16 protein-coding genes are annotated in these 16,746 nt (G+C 71.2%); 14 read left to right on the top strand and 2 right to left on the bottom strand.

The features are described from left to right. Nucleotides 1–99 precede the first annotated feature (99 nt). The 3 genes from ACWD0F_RS25805 (at nt 100) to ACWD0F_RS25815 (ending at nt 2,149) form a co-directional block, all read left to right on the top strand. Nucleotides 100–996, top strand: coding sequence for a hypothetical protein (locus ACWD0F_RS25805; RefSeq protein WP_449879559.1), 897 nt, complete (start codon nt 100–102; stop codon nt 994–996). Between the two features lie 69 nt (nt 997–1,065). Continuing rightward, nucleotides 1,066–1,737 (top strand): DsbA family oxidoreductase, encoded by a 672-nt coding sequence (locus ACWD0F_RS25810; protein ID WP_449879560.1) that lies wholly within the window; start codon nt 1,066–1,068, stop codon nt 1,735–1,737. Between the two features lie 10 nt (nt 1,738–1,747). Next, the gene (locus ACWD0F_RS25815; protein ID WP_449879562.1) at nt 1,748–2,149 is read left to right on the top strand and encodes a MarR family winged helix-turn-helix transcriptional regulator; all 402 of its coding nucleotides are present in this window, start codon (nt 1,748–1,750) and stop codon (nt 2,147–2,149) included. On the opposite strand, the gene ACWD0F_RS25820 is transcribed toward ACWD0F_RS25815, so the two are convergent. Beyond that, entirely contained in the window at nt 2,132–2,791 is a 660-nt protein-coding gene (locus ACWD0F_RS25820) for a thymidine kinase (protein ID WP_449879564.1), read from the bottom strand. The genes ACWD0F_RS25815 and ACWD0F_RS25820 overlap by 18 nt on opposite strands. Before the next feature lie 75 nt (nt 2,792–2,866). Between ACWD0F_RS25820 and ACWD0F_RS25825 the strand changes: the two genes are divergently transcribed. The 6 genes from ACWD0F_RS25825 to ACWD0F_RS25850 all read left to right on the top strand — a co-directional run bounded on the left by ACWD0F_RS25825 (nt 2,867) and on the right by ACWD0F_RS25850 (nt 10,229). Further along, on the top strand, nt 2,867–3,250 hold the full coding sequence (locus tag ACWD0F_RS25825; protein WP_449879565.1) for a hypothetical protein: 384 nt from the start codon (nt 2,867–2,869) through the stop codon (nt 3,248–3,250). A gap of 6 nt (nt 3,251–3,256) precedes the next feature. Continuing rightward, complete coding sequence (locus ACWD0F_RS25830) at nt 3,257–5,257, top strand: hydantoinase/oxoprolinase family protein (RefSeq protein ID WP_449879566.1); 2,001 nt, start codon at nt 3,257–3,259, stop codon at nt 5,255–5,257. Beyond that, a complete protein-coding gene (locus tag ACWD0F_RS25835; RefSeq protein ID WP_449879567.1) occupies nt 5,250–7,058 on the top strand; it encodes a hydantoinase B/oxoprolinase family protein in 1,809 nt (602 codons plus the stop codon). The genes ACWD0F_RS25830 and ACWD0F_RS25835 overlap by 8 nt, the downstream gene beginning before the upstream one ends. Before the next feature lie 45 nt (nt 7,059–7,103). Next, entirely contained in the window at nt 7,104–7,988 is an 885-nt protein-coding gene (locus ACWD0F_RS25840) for a Gfo/Idh/MocA family protein (RefSeq protein ID WP_449879569.1), read from the top strand. Between the two features lie 77 nt (nt 7,989–8,065). Next, nucleotides 8,066–9,082 (top strand): NAD-dependent epimerase/dehydratase family protein, encoded by a 1,017-nt coding sequence (locus tag ACWD0F_RS25845; protein WP_449879571.1) that lies wholly within the window; start codon nt 8,066–8,068, stop codon nt 9,080–9,082. A 91-nt stretch (nt 9,083–9,173) separates the two neighbouring features. Continuing rightward, complete coding sequence (locus ACWD0F_RS25850) at nt 9,174–10,229, top strand: dihydrodipicolinate synthase family protein (protein ID WP_449879573.1); 1,056 nt, start codon at nt 9,174–9,176, stop codon at nt 10,227–10,229. Nucleotides 10,230–10,273: 44 nt separating this feature from the next. Here the strand turns inward: ACWD0F_RS25850 and ACWD0F_RS25855 are convergent, their stop codons facing one another. After that, nucleotides 10,274–11,479: a hypothetical protein gene (locus tag ACWD0F_RS25855; protein WP_449879575.1), complete on the bottom strand. Its 1,206-nt coding sequence runs from the start codon at nt 11,477–11,479 to the stop codon at nt 10,274–10,276. 59 nt (nt 11,480–11,538) lie between these two features. Here ACWD0F_RS25855 and ACWD0F_RS25860 point away from each other — a divergent pair, with 59 nt between their 5' ends. The 5 genes from ACWD0F_RS25860 (at nt 11,539) to ACWD0F_RS25880 (ending at nt 16,676) form a co-directional block, all read left to right on the top strand. Continuing rightward, on the top strand, nt 11,539–12,690 hold the full coding sequence (locus ACWD0F_RS25860; protein ID WP_449879576.1) for a DegT/DnrJ/EryC1/StrS family aminotransferase: 1,152 nt from the start codon (nt 11,539–11,541) through the stop codon (nt 12,688–12,690). Between the two features lie 88 nt (nt 12,691–12,778). After that, nucleotides 12,779–14,023 carry an extracellular solute-binding protein gene (locus ACWD0F_RS25865; protein WP_449879577.1) on the top strand — a complete coding sequence of 415 codons (1,245 nt, stop codon included), beginning with the start codon at nt 12,779–12,781 and terminating at the stop codon, nt 14,021–14,023. 19 nt (nt 14,024–14,042) lie between these two features. After that, nucleotides 14,043–14,909, top strand: coding sequence for a carbohydrate ABC transporter permease (locus tag ACWD0F_RS25870; protein ID WP_449879579.1), 867 nt, complete (start codon nt 14,043–14,045; stop codon nt 14,907–14,909). Next, nucleotides 14,906–15,775: a carbohydrate ABC transporter permease gene (locus tag ACWD0F_RS25875; protein WP_449879582.1), complete on the top strand. Its 870-nt coding sequence runs from the start codon at nt 14,906–14,908 to the stop codon at nt 15,773–15,775. Before ACWD0F_RS25870 ends, ACWD0F_RS25875 begins: the two co-directional genes overlap by 4 nt. 10 nt (nt 15,776–15,785) lie before the next feature. Further along, complete coding sequence (locus tag ACWD0F_RS25880) at nt 15,786–16,676, top strand: dihydrodipicolinate synthase family protein (protein ID WP_449879584.1); 891 nt, start codon at nt 15,786–15,788, stop codon at nt 16,674–16,676. The last annotated feature ends 70 nt before the right edge of the window (nt 16,677–16,746 follow it).

The raw sequence follows: 16,746 nt of genomic DNA on the forward strand, positions 1-16,746 counted from the left end.
CGGACCGGTGCGGAACCGGGACGGTGTGGAATCGGTGGATGACCCGGCGTGGCGTCCGGGACTCTCGCGGAAAAGGATCTCCCGGCGTAGCGTGGCGGTATGCGGCAGGCACATGCGGAAGACGCACGGAGCGAGGCCAGGCGGGTCGTACGCAACCTGCTGGGCGAAGAGCACCCGACGGCCGACATGCTCATCGCCGACGCGCGCCCCGTGCTGGGTGACGACCGGACGGACCGCACGCTCGGGCTGGCGCTCGGCGCCTCGCTCACCAGGCGGTCGGCCGAGCTGGCCGCCATCGCCGCGCTGCTGGTCGGCACCCGCGAGCTGAGCATGGACTGGTGGACGCGGTCCAGGGGCGGCAAGCTGCCGCCGCCCGACGAAGTGGTGCGCACGGCGGTCGCGATCGAGCCCTGGACCGACCTGACCGCGCTGGAGATGCTGGCCGCCTGGATCTCCGACGACGCCGCCGACCAGCTCTGGGGCCAGGCCGTCGCCCAGGTCGACCTCAACTCCTGGCAGGCCGAGGACCGCTTCGGCCTGCCGCCGGGCGTGAAGCCGGGCCAGCGGCTCGTGGTGCACTTCGACGCGGGCGGGCGGCTCGACGCGGTCGTGGCCCGGCGGGCCGACGACGACCTGGGCTCCAACCTCGACTTCCAGTCCCTGCGTTACTCCCGTCCCGCCGAGGCCCAGTGGAGCTGGGGCGTCGCGGCCGGGCTCGGGCCGCACCGGCTGCCCGGCGAAGATCCCGACCCCTACGCCCGCGCGGTCCCGTCGGCGGCCGTGGGCATCCTGCGGGCCTGGGCGGTCCGCCACGGCGTCACCCGCGAGCAGCTCGGCGAGCGGTGGGAGACGGTCGGCGACGTGGTGGCCGCCATCGAGCGGGTGGACTGGATGTGGCGCAGCGGTGAGTGGTTCGGCTGGTGGCGTGGCGCCTCGGCGCTGGTCGACGACTCGGCCTACCTGCCGTACCGGCTGGAGGAGCTGGCGGCGGGCTGACCGATCGAGCAAACCCCCGGGCTGGCCGATCGTGGAATCCCCGCCGAGGGCGGTGGGTTGTCCTCGTACATGAAGGTTGAGATTTTCTCCGACGTCGTGTGCCCCTGGTGTTACATCGGGCATGTCAGGTTCGCCAGGGCCGCCGAGCGGTTCCGGGCCAAGGGCGGCACCCTTGAGGTGACGATGCGCCCGTTCCAGCTCGATCCGGACGCCTCCGCGACCGGCGAGCCGCTGATCCCGGCGCTGGAGCGGAAGTTCGGCGCGAACGCCCGCCAGATGACCGAGCGGGTCGCCACGGTCGCCACCGAAGAGGGCCTGGAGATGGACTACGACCGGGCCGTGAGCGCGAACACGTTCGAGGCGCACCGGCTGATCGAGCTCGCCGAGCGGCAGGGGCTGGGCAAGGCGATGGCCGACCGGCTCTTCCGCGCCTACTTCACCGAGGGCCGGAACGTCGCCGACGCCGGCGTCCTGGCGGAGCTGGCCGCCGAGGCCGGGGTGCGCGACTCCGGCGACGGCGCCGAGGAGGTGCGCGAGCAGCTCGGCAGGGCGCGGGCGCTCGGGATCAGCGGGGTGCCGCTCTTCCTGTTCGAGGGCAAGTACGCCGTGTCGGGCGCGCAGCCGGAGGACGCCTTCACCGCGGCCATCGACGAGGTGGCCGAGCGCACCGGGGAGACGCCCATCACCCTGCTCGCCGCTCCGGCCGACGGGTGCGACGACGACGGCTTCTGCGCCGTGTGAGAATCGTGAGGTGTCGAGACGCCTTGGTTACCTGTTCAAGCACGCCGGACTGCGCCTGGCGGAGCTGACGGGTCCGGCGCTGGAGCCGTACGGGATCGACGGGCGGGAGTTCGCGGTGTTGTCGGTGCTCGGCGGGCCGGAGCCGCTCTCCCAGCTGGCGGCGGGCCAGCGGCTGGGCATCGACAGGACGACGATGGTCGCCCTGGTGGACGCGCTGGAGCGTAAGGAGCTCGTGGGCCGCCGGCCGCATCCCGACGACCGGCGCAAGAACATCGTGGAGCTCACCGAGCACGGCCAGGGCACGCTCGACGGGGCCGTGCGGGCCGTGGACGACGCCGAGGAGGCGTTCCTGGCCGCGCTGCCCGCCGACGACGCCCGGCGGCTCAGAGATCTCCTAGACCGCCTGGTATGAGTCCTGGGTCAGCGAGTCCTCGCCGAGCCGGCCGGAGCGGTGGTGGCGGCGGCAGAGGACCTGATAGCGCACCTGCGCGGCGTCGGTGTCGCCGATCACCACCTGCTCGCCGGTGCGCGCCATCGTCCCGTCCACGATCCGGGCGTTGAGCTGCCCCGGCCGCCCGCACCAGCACAACACCTCGACCTGGAGCCGGCACACCTCGTCGGCCAGCTCGAACAGCCGCCGCGCGGCCGGGAACATCACCGACCTGAAGTCGGAGGCCAGCCCGAAGGCGTAGACGTCCACCCCGTGCTCGTCCACCAGGTCGGCGAGCTGCTCGATCTGCTCGACGGTGTAGAAGCACGCCTCGTCGCAGATCAGGTAGTCGATCCGCTCGTGCGCGGTGACGAGCCGGACGAGATCGAGTGAGTCCTCCACCTCGATCGCGTCCAGCCCGAGCCCTATCCGGCTGGTGACCTTCGGCCCGCCTGAACGATCGTGCTTGGTCAGAACGAGGCCGCGCCGGCCCTGGCGTCCGTGGTTGTAGTTCATCTGGAGCGCGAGCGTGGACTTCCCGCAGTCCATGGGGCCGAAGTAGAACTTCAGCACGGCGTTCCTGGCGCCGGACGGCACGGCAGACAAGGCAGACAGTTCGGTCACGGGCCGTCAGCTTAGCGGCTTGGCTTGTTCCATGACCTCGTGGGACATTTCTCCCCTGAGGTTTCAGGAGGAACTGTGGTCACCGACAAACCACCGGCCAGTGCGCCGGCGCTCGACGCCATGATGACGCAGGACGATCTGACGGCCGCCCAGGCCGACGCCACCCGATGGCGGTACGGCTTCCTCGTCGTCGTGACGGGCATCGGCGCGATCCTGATCGCCTTCGCCGCCGCCGTGTTCGCCACCCAGGAGTTCGCCGCGCTGTTCGCGGGGGTCGCCGGGGTGGTCGGCACCATCATCGGCGCATATTTCGGGGTGCAGGCCGGTCAATCCGGGAAGGCCAGGGTCGAGGCCGAACTGGCCAGGTCACAGGAGATGGTGGTAAGGCTGGCGGCTTACGTCGGCACACAGAACGCGCCCAGAGTCATCGACGAAGTGCTCGGCCGTCGCCGAAGCTGAGGAGCCATGCGTAGCGTCCGTATCGGAGTGGACACCGGGGGCACGTTCACCGACGTGGTGGCGGTGGACGAAGAGTCCGGTGAGATCCGCACCACCAAGACCCCCTCGACCCCCGCGAACCCCGCGGACGGGTTCGTCGCGGGCATCGAGAAACTGGGCGAGCTGGACGTCGGCTCGATCGTGCACGGCACCACGGTCGCCACGAACCACCTGCTCGAAGACCGCATCTCCAACCTCGGTTTCATCACGACCGAGGGCTTCGAGTTCATCCTGGAGATCGCCAGGCAGAGCGTGCCCGACGGCTATGGCAACTCCTACTTCTGGGTCAAACCGCCCAGGATCGTTCCGGTGCACCTGGTCAAGACCGTCGGCGGGCGGCTGAACCACCTGGGCGAGGAGGTGCGGCCGTTCTCGGAGGAGCAGGCCGTGGAGGCGGCGCGCTGGTTCCGGTCGAAGGGCGTCACCGCGATCGGGGTCTGCTTCCTGCACGCCTACGCCAACCCGGAGCACGAGCGCCGGATGCGCGAGGTGTTGTGGCGTGAGCACCCCGAGGCGGTGATCTCGTTGTCGAGCGACGTGCTGCGCGAATACCGCGAGTACGAGCGCTCGATCACCACCCTGGTGGACGCCGCCGTGAAGCCCGCCATGCGCGGCTACCTGGCGAACCTGTCCAACCGCCTCGGCATGCCGTTCTCCGTCATGAAGTCCAACGGCGGCGCGCTGTCGGCCCGCGAGGTCGTCAACCAGCCGATCACCACCGTCCTGTCCGGCCCAGCGGCCGGCGCCCTCGGCGCGGCCATGATCGCGGCCACGGCGGGGCACGAATCGGTGATCACCCTGGACGGCGGCGGCACCTCGACCGACGTGGCCGTGGTGATCGACGGCGAGCCGTCCGTCACCACGGAGGGGTCGGTCGGCCGTTATCCGTGCAAGATCCCGATGATCGACATCGTCACGGTGGGCGCGGGCGGCGGCTCGATCGCCTGGATCTCGCCGGAGGGCACGCTCAAGGTCGGGCCCAGGTCGGCCGGCGCCGATCCCGGTCCGCTCTGCTACGGCAAGGGCGGCACGGAGGTGACGGTGACGGACGCGCACGTGTTCCTCGGCCGGATCCCGCCGCACCTGCTCGGGGGTGAGATCCCGCTGGACGCCGGCGCCGCGGCCACCGGCGTCAAGGCGCTGGCCGACAAGCTCGGCCTGACGGCCGAGCGCACCGCGACCGGCATCCTGGAGATCAGCGCGTTCAACCAGAGCAACGCGATCAGGCAGCTCACCGTCAAGCGCGGGCTCGACGTCCGGGACTTCCCGCTGGTCACCTTCGGCGGGTCGGGGCCGCTGCTGGCCTGCCGGCTGATCGACATCCTCGGCCTGCCGGCCGTCGTCGTGCCCCGCGACCCCGGCAACGTCTCGGCGTTCGGGCTGCTCACGGTGGACGTCAAGAACGACTACGTGCGCACGTACGTCACCCGTGACCTCTCGCTCGGCAAGGCCGCCGAGATCTTCCGCGACCTGGAGCATCAGGCGGGCGAGGCGCTGGACCGGGAGGGCTTCGACGACCCGGTCTACCTGCGCAGCGCCGACCTGCGGTACTACGGCCAGGCGTATGAGGTGCGCGTGCCCGCTCCCGCCGGGGAGATCGGCGAGCAGTGGCGGGAGGACGTGCTCGACCGTTTCCACGACGCCCACGAGAAGACGTACGGCTACGCCTACCGCGACGACCCCCGCCACGGCGTCGAGTGGGTCAACCTGCGCGTCTCCGGCATCGGCCCCATCACCCGCCCGACCCTCCGCCCTCTGGACAAACCCGGCGCGGGCGCCACGTCCGTCCGAGCCGTGCACTTCGACGAGACCCGCGACACCCCGATCCACCAGCGGGCCGCGCTCGGCCCGGGTGCCCAGGTCCAGGGCCCCGCGGTGATCGAGGAGTACGGCTCGACGATTCCCGTCCACCCCGGTTTCACCGCCAAGGTGGACACGTACGGAAATGTGGAGATAAGGCGTGACTGATCCAATCCTGGTGGAGATCGTCGAGGGCACGCTGGCCTCCGTGGAGCGGGAGGTCGAGACGGCCATCGCGCGCACGGCCCGCTCGCCGATGATCCGCGACGCGCACGACTTCCGCGCGGGCATCCACGACGTGCGGCTGCGCAAGCTCACCGGCCGCTCCTACAGCGCGCTCGTCCAGCCGGTCGTGCGCGACTTCCCCGTCGAGACGATGAAGCCCGGCGACGTCTACTTCCACAACGACGTCTACCTGTCAGAAGGCGGCATCGGCCACCTGCCCGACCTGTGCGTCACCGTGCCGGTCTTCCACGAGGAGGAGGTGGTGGCGTTCGTCCAGGCGTTCGGCCACCACGACGACATCGGCGGCTCGGTGCCGGGCTCCATGCCCTCGCACGCCCGGTCGGTCTTCGAAGAGGGCCTGATGGTGCCGCCGATCAAGCTGTGGGACCAGGGCGTGCCGAACGAGGCCGCGCTGCGCATCATGACCCGCAACTCCCGCATGCCCGACTCGCTGGCCGGCGACCTGGACGCCGAGTGCTCGGCCTGCCTGATGGGGGCACGGCGGCTGGGCGAGCTGTTCGGCCGGTACGGCAAGCAGGCCGTCGAGGAGTGCTTCGACGCGATCATCGGCAAGACCACGGAGACCTTCCGCAGGGAGCTGCTGGGCAAGATCCCCGAGGGCACGTACACGTGGGAGGACTACGCCGAGCACGACGGCGTGGACGAGCCCCGCCTGCACGCCCAGCGCATCACGCTCACCGTCGACCACGCCGACGAGGCGCCGCTCACCATCGACTTCACCGGCACCTCACCGCAGGCCAAGGGCCCGATCAACCACGCGGGCGACTACGCCGACGGGGTGTTCCTGAAGAAGTGGCTGGCTCCGGTGCTGCGCAACCTGGCCGAGACGCCGGAGCGGATGGCGGAGCTGGACGTCAACGAGGGGGTCGTCCCCCTGATCAAGATGATCTTCCCGAACAAGGGCACGCTGCTCACCCCGGTCTTCCCGGCCCCCACGAACGCCCGCACGTTCGTCATCCTGCGGCTGCTCGGCGTCCTGGCTGGCGTCCTGGCCAAGGCCACGGGCGGCCGCATGCCCGCCGACCAGGAGACCATCCGCTACACCGGCGTCTACGGCACGGACGGCGACGGAGCGCCCTACCTGATGCGCGAGGTGCTCGGCGGCGGCTCGGGCGGGCGCTGGTACGCCGACGGCGAGGACACCATCCACGTGGTGCCCGACTCGCGCAACATCCCGGTGGAGTTCGCCGAGGCGCGCTGGCCGTTCCGGGTGGAGCGCCTGGCGCTGGCCTGCGACTCGGGCGGGCCGGGGATGTACCGGGGCGGGCTGGGCTACGACAAGCACATCAGGATGCTCAGGGACGCCTCGTACATGTCCATCGCCGACCGCTCGATCCTGTCCTGCTGGGGCGTCAACGGCGGCCTGGCCGGGCGGCCGTTCCGGGGCGAGGTCGCGGGCAAGGAGATGGAGGGCCTCGTCGACGACCATCCGGTGCAGGCCGGGGAGATGGTCCGGATCAGGACGACCGGGGGCGGCGGCTGGGGATCGCCCTACGACCGCGACCCCCGCTCGGTGGCCGCCGACGTGCGCGACGGGAAGGTGTCGATCGCGGGCGCGCTCGGCGACTACGGCGTGGTCCTCGACGGTGACCGCATCGACGAGCGGGCCACGGCCGAGCTCCGCGCCAACCTGCGGCCGCCCGCCGGCCGGTTCTTCGACCGGGGGCCCGGGTACGCCAAGCTCTCGGGCGGGCGGTCCTTCGCGGAGGTCGACGAACTTTAGGGCTGCCATGATGGTCTCCATTTCCGTACGTAAGGGGAGACGATCGTGCTCATCGCTCTGGCCGGGCTCGCCACCAGCCATCCGTACACCGACGCCCACACCCTGAGCCGCCAGGCCGAGCTCGTGGTGTGGGAGCCGGATCCCGAGCGGCTGCGGCGCTTCACCGGGGAGCACCCGGCCGCGAAGGTGGCCGGCAGCCTCGGCGAGGCGCTGGCCGCCGGGCCCGACGGCGTGGTGCTGACCGTGCCGACGCCACGGGTGCCCGAGGCGCTGGCCCAGGTGCTGGAGACCGGCGTGCCCTGTTTCGTGAACAAACCGGCCGTCGCCACCAGGGCCCAGCTCGACGCGCTCGACCGGCTGCCGATCCACGAGCGGGTGCTGTCCAGCTCGGTGTTGCGGTTCGCGCCCGCCTTCGCCGGGCTCCGGGCCGATCCGGCGGAGGTGCTGGCCGTGCGGGCGACCGTACGGCATGACGTGGGCCTGTGGGCCGGCGGGTACAACGCCTGGCAGGACACGCCGGACGAGGGCGGCGGAACCCTGGTGACCATGGGCATCCACGGCGTGGAGCTGCTCGTCGCCCTGCTGGGGCCGGACGTGCGGCTGGTGGGGGCGGCCGGCGCCAAGCGGCACTACCAGGGCCTGCGCTCGGAGGACACCGGGGTGCTGGCCCTGCGGTGGGGGAGCGGCGTCACCGGCACGGTCGAGATCCTCGGGGTCTCCGAGGGCGAGTCCTACAGCGTCACCCTGCACCGGCGCGACGGCTCCGAGACCGTCGTGATCGAGAGCGGCGGCGATCCGGTCACGGCGCTCGGCTACGAGGGGACCATCGACGCGTTCCTGTCCATGGTGCGCGGCGCGCCCAGCCCGGTGCCGTGGGAGCAGACCAGGGCCATCCTCGGCGTGCTCGTCTCCGCCCGCGAGAGCGCCTGACAGGGGCGCCCCGTTGACAGCCTCCGTCTGTCCCAGTTACGGTCTGGACCGTAACTGGCAGATGGAGGAGTACGCGCGTGCGGACGACAACGGAACTCGACGAGCGGCTGGCGCGGCCGAGCGACGCGCTCATCGACGACCTGAGCAGGCTCGACGGTGACATCCTGATCCTGGGCGCCGGCGGCAAGCTGGGGCCCAGCCTGGTGCGGCTGGCGCTCAACGCCACCAGGGCCGGCGGGAGCGGCCGGCAGGTCATCGCCGTGTCGCGCTTCTCCGAGCCGGGCCTGGCGAGGGCGCTGGCCGAGGAGGGCGTGACGGTGGCGCCGGCCGACGTGGCCGACGACCGCGCGCTGCGCGAGCTGCCTGACGCGCCGAACGTGGTCTTCCTGGTCGGAGCCAAGTTCGGCACGCAGGGACACGAGCACGCCACCTGGTTCACCAACACCTACCTGCCGGGGCGGGTGGCCGAGCGGTACAAGGACAGCAGGATCGCCGCCCTGTCCACCGGGAACGTCTACCCGCTCGTCCCCGTCACCTCCGGCGGCAGCACCGAGGACTCCCCGGTCGGCCCGGTCGGCGACTACGCGATGAGCTGCCTGGGCCGCGAGCGGGTGCTGACGCACTTCTCCGAGACCCACGGCACGCCGATGTCGCTGCTCCGCCTCAACTACGCCGTCGAGCTGCGCTACGGCGTGCTCGTCGACCTGGCGCAGAAGGTGCTGGCCGGCGAGCCCATCGATCTGGGCACGGGCCAGGTGAACGTGGTCTGGCAGGGCTACGCCAACGAGGTCACGCTGCGGTCGCTGGCGCTGGCCGCCGCGCCGCCGGCCGTCCTGAACGTGACCGGCCCCGAGCTGATCTCGGTCCGTCAGGCCGCCATCGCCCTCGGCGCCGAGCTGGGCAAGGATCCGGTCTTCACCGGCGAGGAGGCGCCGACCGCGCTGCTGTCGAACGCCGGGCACTGCCATCGGCTGTTCGGCTACCCCGAGCTGACCCCCGCCGAGCTCATCGAGCACACGGCGCGGTGGGTACGGGACGGCGGCCCGCTGCTCGGCAAGCCCACCAAGTTCGAGCGCCGCGACGGGCGATTCTGACCGTCCCGGCGCTCCCGGCTCCAGGCCGCGCCCTCGTGCGGCGCGGGCCGTTCCACCGTGTGCCATTCCAACCATCAAAGGGGGACCTCACGTGCTCAGCACGGCTCCAGAGGCGCAGACGTCCATGCGCGACCTGTTCAGACGCGGACTGGTGATCCCGGCGCACCCGCTCGCGCTCACCGAGGACAGGCGACTGGACGAGCGCCGCCAGCGGGCGCTGACCCGCTACTACGTCGAGGCGGGTGCGGGCGGGCTGGCGGTGGGCGTGCACACGACGCAGTTCGCCATCCACGGCACCCCGCTGCTGGCGCCGGTGCTGGAGCTGGCGGCGCGCACGGCCGCGGAGTTCGAGCGCGAGGTGCTGCTGGTCGCCGGGGCGACCGGCCCCACCGCCCAGGCGGTGGCGGAGGCGGAGCTGGCCAGGTCGCTGGGGTATCACATGGTGCTGCTCAGCCCGCACCCCGAGCTGGACGAGAACGCGCTCATCGAGCGGGCCAGGGCCGTGGGCGAGGTGCTGCCGGTGATCGGCTTCTACCTGCAGACGGCGGTGGGTGGCCGCCCCTTGTCCAGAAATTTCTGGACACGGTTGGCGGGGATCGACTCCGTCGTCGGCATCAAGGTCGCCCCCTTCGACCGCTACCGCACGCTGGACGTCCTGCACGGCGTCGTCCGCGCCGGCCGGGCCGGTGAGGTGGCGCTCTACACCGGCAACGACGACCACATCCTGGCCGACCTCATCACCGGGCACCGGGTGGTGGTGGACGGGCGCGAGGTCGAGGTCGAGTTCGTCGGCGGCCTGCTCGGCCAGTGGGCGGTGTGGGTGCGGCGGGCCGTGGAGCTGCTGGACGAGGCCAAGCTGGCGCGGGCGGGGGACGACGCGGCGGTGCGGCGGCTGCTCACCCTCGACGGTCACCTCACCGACGCCAACGCGGCCATCTTCGACTCGGCGAACGGGTTCCACGGGTGCATCCCGGGCATCCACGAGGTGCTGCGGCGGCAGGGGCTGCTGGCGGGACGGTGGTGCCTGGACGCCGGCGAGGAGTTGTCGCCCGGGCAGCTGGGGGAGATCGACCGGATCTGGGCCGCCTACCCGTGGCTCAGGGACGACGACTTCGTCGCGGACGGCCTCGACCGCTGGTTGTCGTGAGCACAGGTGCCCACGCCGCCGGGCGCCGTGCTCCCGGCGGGAGGTCAGAGCGTGAGGCGGTAGAGGGTCAGGGGCCGGCCGCTGGAGCCGCTGGTGAGGTTGCCCATGCGCTCGGCCAGCCCCGCCAGCTCCAGCCGGTGCAGCATGCGGCGGGCCGTGCGCTGCTGGACGGCGAGACGGTCGGCGATCTCCCGGGTCGTCAGGGGCTCGTCGCCGGCCGCGGCCCGCGCCTCCAGGAGCTTCTCCAGCGTGGGCACCGACAGCCCGACCCGCCGCGCGATGACCGACAGGTTCTGGCTGCCCGCGGGCCCGGAGGTGACCGACTCCAGCACGATGTCGGTGTCGGCGCGCAGCGACAGGACCGCGGCGACGTCGCCGATGCGCCGGGCTCTGGCCAGGGCGCGGCGGGCCAGGCTCTCCGCCTCCGCCGCGCTACGGCCCAGGCCGAAACCGACGCGTACCACGTCGTTGACGGCGGCCAGCCGGGCCAGCATGGGCAGGCCCGTGAAGCCGCCCGTGGCGTCGTGGAGCGGGCCGCGGGTCGTCACGAGCAGGTGGGTGCCGCCCCGGAAGGCCGCCACCGTGCCGCCGAGCGCGGTCGCCTCGCGCAGCAGCCCCTCCTCGTTGGCCACCTCGATGAGCCCGAGCGCGATCTGGGCGTCCTCCTGGGCCTGTCCCTCGGCGGTGAGCAGGAGCTGGCGCAGCGCCACCCGTACGGAGTGCACGGAGGGCGCCAGGCGCAGCACGTGCAGCTCGTCGCGGAGGGCCTCGTGCACGGAGCTGAGGCAGGTGATCACCGCGTGCGCCGGCCCCTTGCGGTGGAAGGCGATCGCCCTCTTGGAGGTCATCTCCGGCCGGTACGGAAGCGTGCGCAGCTCGCCGGACGGCAGTCCGGCCTCGGCGAACGTGGCGGTCACGTCGGCGGCGGGCAGGGTGTCGATCGACAGCCGGGTGATGTCCTCGCCCTGGTGCTGGAGGCGGACGAGGGCGTTGAGCAGCGTCGCGCCCGAGTAGTCGACGAACGCGGCGGGACGGGTGAGGGCGTCGGCGTCGCGGGAGAGCATGTAGGGGACGATGCCCGTGAACAGCCAGCCTTCGACGGCGGCGGCGTGCGCCTCGACGATCGCGGGCGCCTGCGACTCGTGGTCGTAGTCGAGGCGGAGCGCGCTGACGCCCGGCTGCTCCTCGCAGACGGCGGCGACGTCGTCGACCAGATCGTGCGGGCCGACGACCCCGATGACGATTCCCACCCACGTCCCCTCTCGCTCATTTCGGTCAAGACCGCAATCATACCTTGTGAGGTGTTCCGGTGAAGTTCCCATCCATGGCCGAAGCCGACGGCCGCACCCTCGGCGACGAGGAGGTCGCCGCGGCCGAGCGGGTGATCCGCTCGGGCATGCTCAACTCCGTCTGGGGGACCGAGACGCGGGCGCTGGAGGCCGAGATCGCCCGGGTGTACGGCACCCGCCACGCCATCGCCTGCAGCTCCGGCACCGCGGCCCTCCATCTGTCGGTCGTGGCGGCGGCACCGGATCCGGGCGACGAGATCATCACGACACCGATCACCGACTTCGGGACCGTGGCCCCCATCTTGGCGCAGAACGCCGTCCCTGTCTTCGCCGACGTCGATCCGTCCGACGGCAATCTCGATCCGGACGCCGTGGCCCGGCTCATCGGCCCCCGGACCCGGGCGATCATGGCGGTCCACCTGTTCGGCGCCCCCGCCCGGGTGGACGAGCTGCGCGCGCTGGCCGACGAGCACGGCCTGACCCTGATCGAGGACTGCGCGCAGGCGTGGCTGACCGAGCTGCCGGACGGCCGGCTCGCGGGCACGACGGGCGAGGTCGGCTGCCTCAGCCTGCAGCAGTGGAAGCACATCACCTGCGGCGACGGCGGCGTGACGATCACCGACGACGACGAGCTGGCGCGCCGGATGCGGCTGTTCTCGGACAAGGGCTGGGACCGCGCGGCCGGGCGCTCGCACGCCGGTTTCGGGCTCAACTACCGCATGACCGAGCTCCAGGCCGCCGTGGCCCGCGCCCAGCTCGCCAAGCTGCCCGGCGTGGTCGCCGCGCGCCGCCGCACCGCCACGCGGCTGCTCGACGCCCTCAAGGGCCTGTCAGGGGTACGGCTGCCGCGCCCGGACGGCCACGCCTGGTGGCTCTTCCCGATCGTGTGCCCGGACGGAGACGCCCCCGAGCTGGCCGCGCACCTGGCGGAGTCCGGGATCCCCGCGCGGGCCGGCTATCTGGCCGAGCCGCTGAACCGGGCGCCGCTGTGGGACGCGCCCGTCTACGGCACCTCGCGCTACCCCCTGGACGGCTATCGCCCCCGTTCCTGCCCGCAGGCCGAGCTGCTGGTGGACCGCACCCTGCTCGTCATCGACTGGAACGAGAACTACACCACCGAGCACGCCGACCTGGTCGCTCAGGAGGTGAGGCGATTCCGGGCTCGACCGTAGTTACGTTCATGTATCAGGCATTGACCTGGCCAAGAGGCGCTCACTAGGTTTCGGTCAGGACCGGTATTACTTCGAAAGGAAGCCGCCGATGAAGAAGGCAGTGGCAGTCGGCCTTGCGGCCGCCCTGAGTCTCACGGCCGCCGGGTGCGGATCCGGCGGCGGCTCGGACAAGAGCACCGTGACGCTGTGGATGTACCCCGTGATCGGGGACGCGGCCAAGAACCAGGCGTTCTGGGGCAAGGTCGAGAAGGACTTCGAGGCCAAGAACCCCACGGTCGACGTCAAGATCGACCAGCAGCCCTGGGAGGGCCGCCAGGAGAAGATCACCACCGCGCTGGTCTCGAAGAAGGGCTTCGACCTGGTCGTGCTCGGACCCGACCAGATCCCGCAGTACGCCCAGCAGGGCACGATCGAGGCCGTCGACGACCTCGTCGCCCCGGCCAAGGCCTCCTACCTGCCGAACTCGCTCGCCGCCCTCACCGTGGACGGCAAGATCTACGGTCTCCCGATCTACCAGACGATCACCGCGCCCATCTACAACAAGAAGTTGCTCGCCGACGCCGGCGTGACGAAGGCGCCCGCGACGATGGCCGAGTTCAAGGAGGCCGCGCCCAAGCTGGCCGCCAACAAGATCGCGGTGCTCGACTACCCGGGCAAGCCCGAGGTCAGCCTCAACCAGAGCTTCTACCCGTTCCTGTGGGCCAACGGCGGCACCGTCTTCGCCCCCGACGGCAAGACGGTCGCCTTCAACGGCCCGGCGGGCGTGGAGAGCCTGCAGTTCCTGCTCGACCTGCAGGCCGCCGGCGGACTGCCGGAGAACACCGCCAGCAAGTCCAACGACATCGAGGGCGGCACGCTGGCCGCCGGCAAGACCGCCGTGTACCACTCGGCCACCGCCGGCGCGGCCGTCCAGCTCGGCGCCGCCATCGGCGCCGAGAACGTCGGCATCGGCTCGCCGATCGAAGGCACGAAGCGGGTCGCGTTCGGCATCCCCGGCGCGCTGGTGCTGGCCAAGCACACCGAGGCCAAGGACGCCGCCAAGAAGTTCGCCACCTTCCTGGCCTCGCCCGAGGTCACCTCCGCGCTGGCCAAGGAGTCCGGTTTCTTCCCCGCGCGCACGGACGTGACCGTGCCCGAGCAGTCGGAGATCACCAAGGAGTTCGCCAAGTCCTTGCAGTACGCCTTCCCCGGCGACACCCATCCGAAGGCCCGTCAGGTGATGGCCCTCCTCGTTCCGCACATCCAGGCGGCGCTGCTCGGCAAGGAGGACGCCAAGACCGCGCTCGACGCGGCCGCCAAGGAGGCCGACCAGCTGCTCGCCAGCGGCGGCTGAGCGATTAAGGAGCCACCTGGTGCTTAAACGTTTGCGCGATCCCGTCACCGGATTGTTGTTCGTGCTGCCCGTCCTGGTGCTTTTCCTGATCTTCCGGATCTTCCCGTCGCTGGGTGCGGCGGGCATGAGCCTGACGAACTGGAACATCGGCGGCGAGTGGGACTTCGTCGGTGCGGACAACTACGCCCGGCTGCTCGACGACGTGAACTTCTGGCTGAGCCTGCGGGTCACGCTCGTGTACGTGGTGATCTACGTGCCACTCACCCTGCTGGTGGCACTGGGCACGGCGTTACTGCTCAACCAGGTGGTCTTCCTGCGCGGGCTGTTCCGCGGCATGCTCTTCCTCCCGTACGTCACCAGCTTCGTGCTGGCGGGCATCATCTGGCGCTGGATCTACGAGTTCGACGGGCTGCTCAACGGCCTGCTGGCCAAGGCGGACCTCGGCCCGGTGGCATTCCTGGAGCAGTCCTCGGTGGTCCTCCCCGCGCTGGCCGTGGTGTCGGTGTGGAAGGGGTTCGGCTACTCGATGCTCATCCTGCTGGCCGGGCTGAAGTCGATCCCGTCCTCCTACCTGGAGGCGGCCACCGTGGACGGGGCGAGCGCGTGGCAGCGCTTCCGCAGGATCACGCTGCCCCTGCTCAAGCCCACCATCTTCTTCGTCGTGGTGATCGAGACGATCGGCGCGTTCCAGACCTTCGACACGGTGTACGTGATGACGGGCGGCGGCCCTGCCCGGGCCACCTACACCCTCATCTACGGCATCTACGACCACGGCTTCAGGTCCTTCGACTTCGGCTACGCCGCCACGCTGGGCATGGTGCTGTTCGCGATCGTGCTGGTCGTCTCTCTGATCCAGCGCCGCTTCCTGGATCGGGGGAACACATGACGATCACCGCGTCCCGGCCCGTCGCCGAGGTCGCGGCGGCGGCCCGCGCGGCCCGCCGTCGCCGCCGGCGGGCGAGATGGCCGCTGGCGGCCCTGCTCGCGCTGCTCTCCCTGCTCACCGTCAGCCCGTTCGTGGCGATGTTCATCGTGGCGCTGTCGCCGGCCGGTCAGCCGACCGTGCCGGCGCGGTGGCCGGACTCGCTCACGCTGGACAACATCACGCAGGTGTTGTCGTCGTCCGGGTTCGTCACCTGGACGCTCAACTCGGTGGTGTACGCCCTGGTCTCCGTGGTGATCATCCTGATCACCTCGTCCATGGCCGGATACGCCTTCGCCAAGAAACGTTTCCCCGGCAAGGAGGCGATGTTCTGGACGTTCCTGGCGACCATGATGGTGCCGTTCCAGGCCACGCTCATCCCGACGTTCGTGATGGTCAACAGCCTCGACGGGGTGGACACGTTCTGGGGGCTCATCGTGCCGACGCTGGCCAACTCGCAGGCCGTCTTCCTGATGCGGCAGTTCATCATGGGGCTGCCGGACGAGTTGTTCGACGCGGCGAAGGTGGACGGGGCGTCCGAGTGGCGGGTCTACTGGACGATCGTGTTGCCGCTGACCAAGCCGATCATGGCGACGCTCGGGGTGTTCGTGTTCCTGTGGCACTGGAACGACTTCCTGTGGCCGCTGGTCGTCGGGCAGAGCGACGCCACCCGTACGCTGACCGTGGGGCTGACCACGCTGCGGACGGAGGAGATGCAGCTCTCCGTGCTCATGGCCTCGACGGCGGTGTCCGTGGTGCCGTGCTTGCTGGTGTTCTTCCTGCTTCAGCGGTACCTGGTCAACAGCATCGCGATGACCGGGCTGAAATAAGCTCTCTCGGGTGGATATTTCGGCACAAAATCTCCGGGATCGGCTCCGGGGCGCGTTGATCGCCGCCGCGGCCACCCCGATGACCGGGTCAGGTGAGGTCGACCTGGACGTGGTCGGGCGCTACTTCGCCGGGCTGGTGGCCGACGGGGCCACCGGCCTGGCCGTTCTGGCACATACGGGCCGCGGTCCGTTCCTCGCCCCGGACGTCCGCGCGGCCGTCATCGAACGCGCCGTCGCCCTGAACGTCCCGGTACTGGTCGGGGTGGGCGGCTCCGGCGCAGGGGTGGCGGATGAGGAGCCGGCCGAGCAGGCCAGGGTGGCGGCCGAGCTGGGCGCCGAAGGCATCCTGGTGTTCCCGTCGGCGGGTGACCGGGTGGCGCTGCACGAGGAGGTGTGGCGGGCCGCCCGCCTGCCGATGATCGCCTTCGACCTGTACACGCGGCCGTGCCCGGCCGAGACGATGCGCGAGCTGCTGGCGCATCCGGGTGTCGCCGGGCTCAAGACGGCCCTGCTGTCGGACGCGATGGGCTGCCAGCACGCCATCCGGCTCACGAGGGAGGCGGGCAGGCTGGCGATCACCGGTGAGGACCGCATGTTCGGCCCGTCCCTGCTGTGGGGGGCCGAGGCGGCGCTGGTCGGGATCGCGGCGGCTCGGGTGGGGGTGACGGCCGCCGTCCTGGAGGCGTTCAGGGGACACGATCTCCGGGCCTTCGAGGAGGCGTCCGGGCGGCTCGACCGGCTGGCGCTGGCCACGTTCACCGAGCCCATGGACGGTTACGTGCAGCGCATGTTGTGGCTGGCCGCCGCCGAGGGTCGCGTGCCCGAGTCGCACGCCCGCGACCCCTACGGCCCGCGCCTGCCGGACGGCGAACGGACCGCCGTCCTCGCTGCCGCGGGCTGATCTCACCCCACACCCGGAGCAGGCGTTCGGCGGGGGAGCCGGCGACGGTCGCGCCGGCCCCCCCGCCGAG

It is taken from the genome of Nonomuraea sp. NPDC002799 (genome assembly GCF_053592075.1).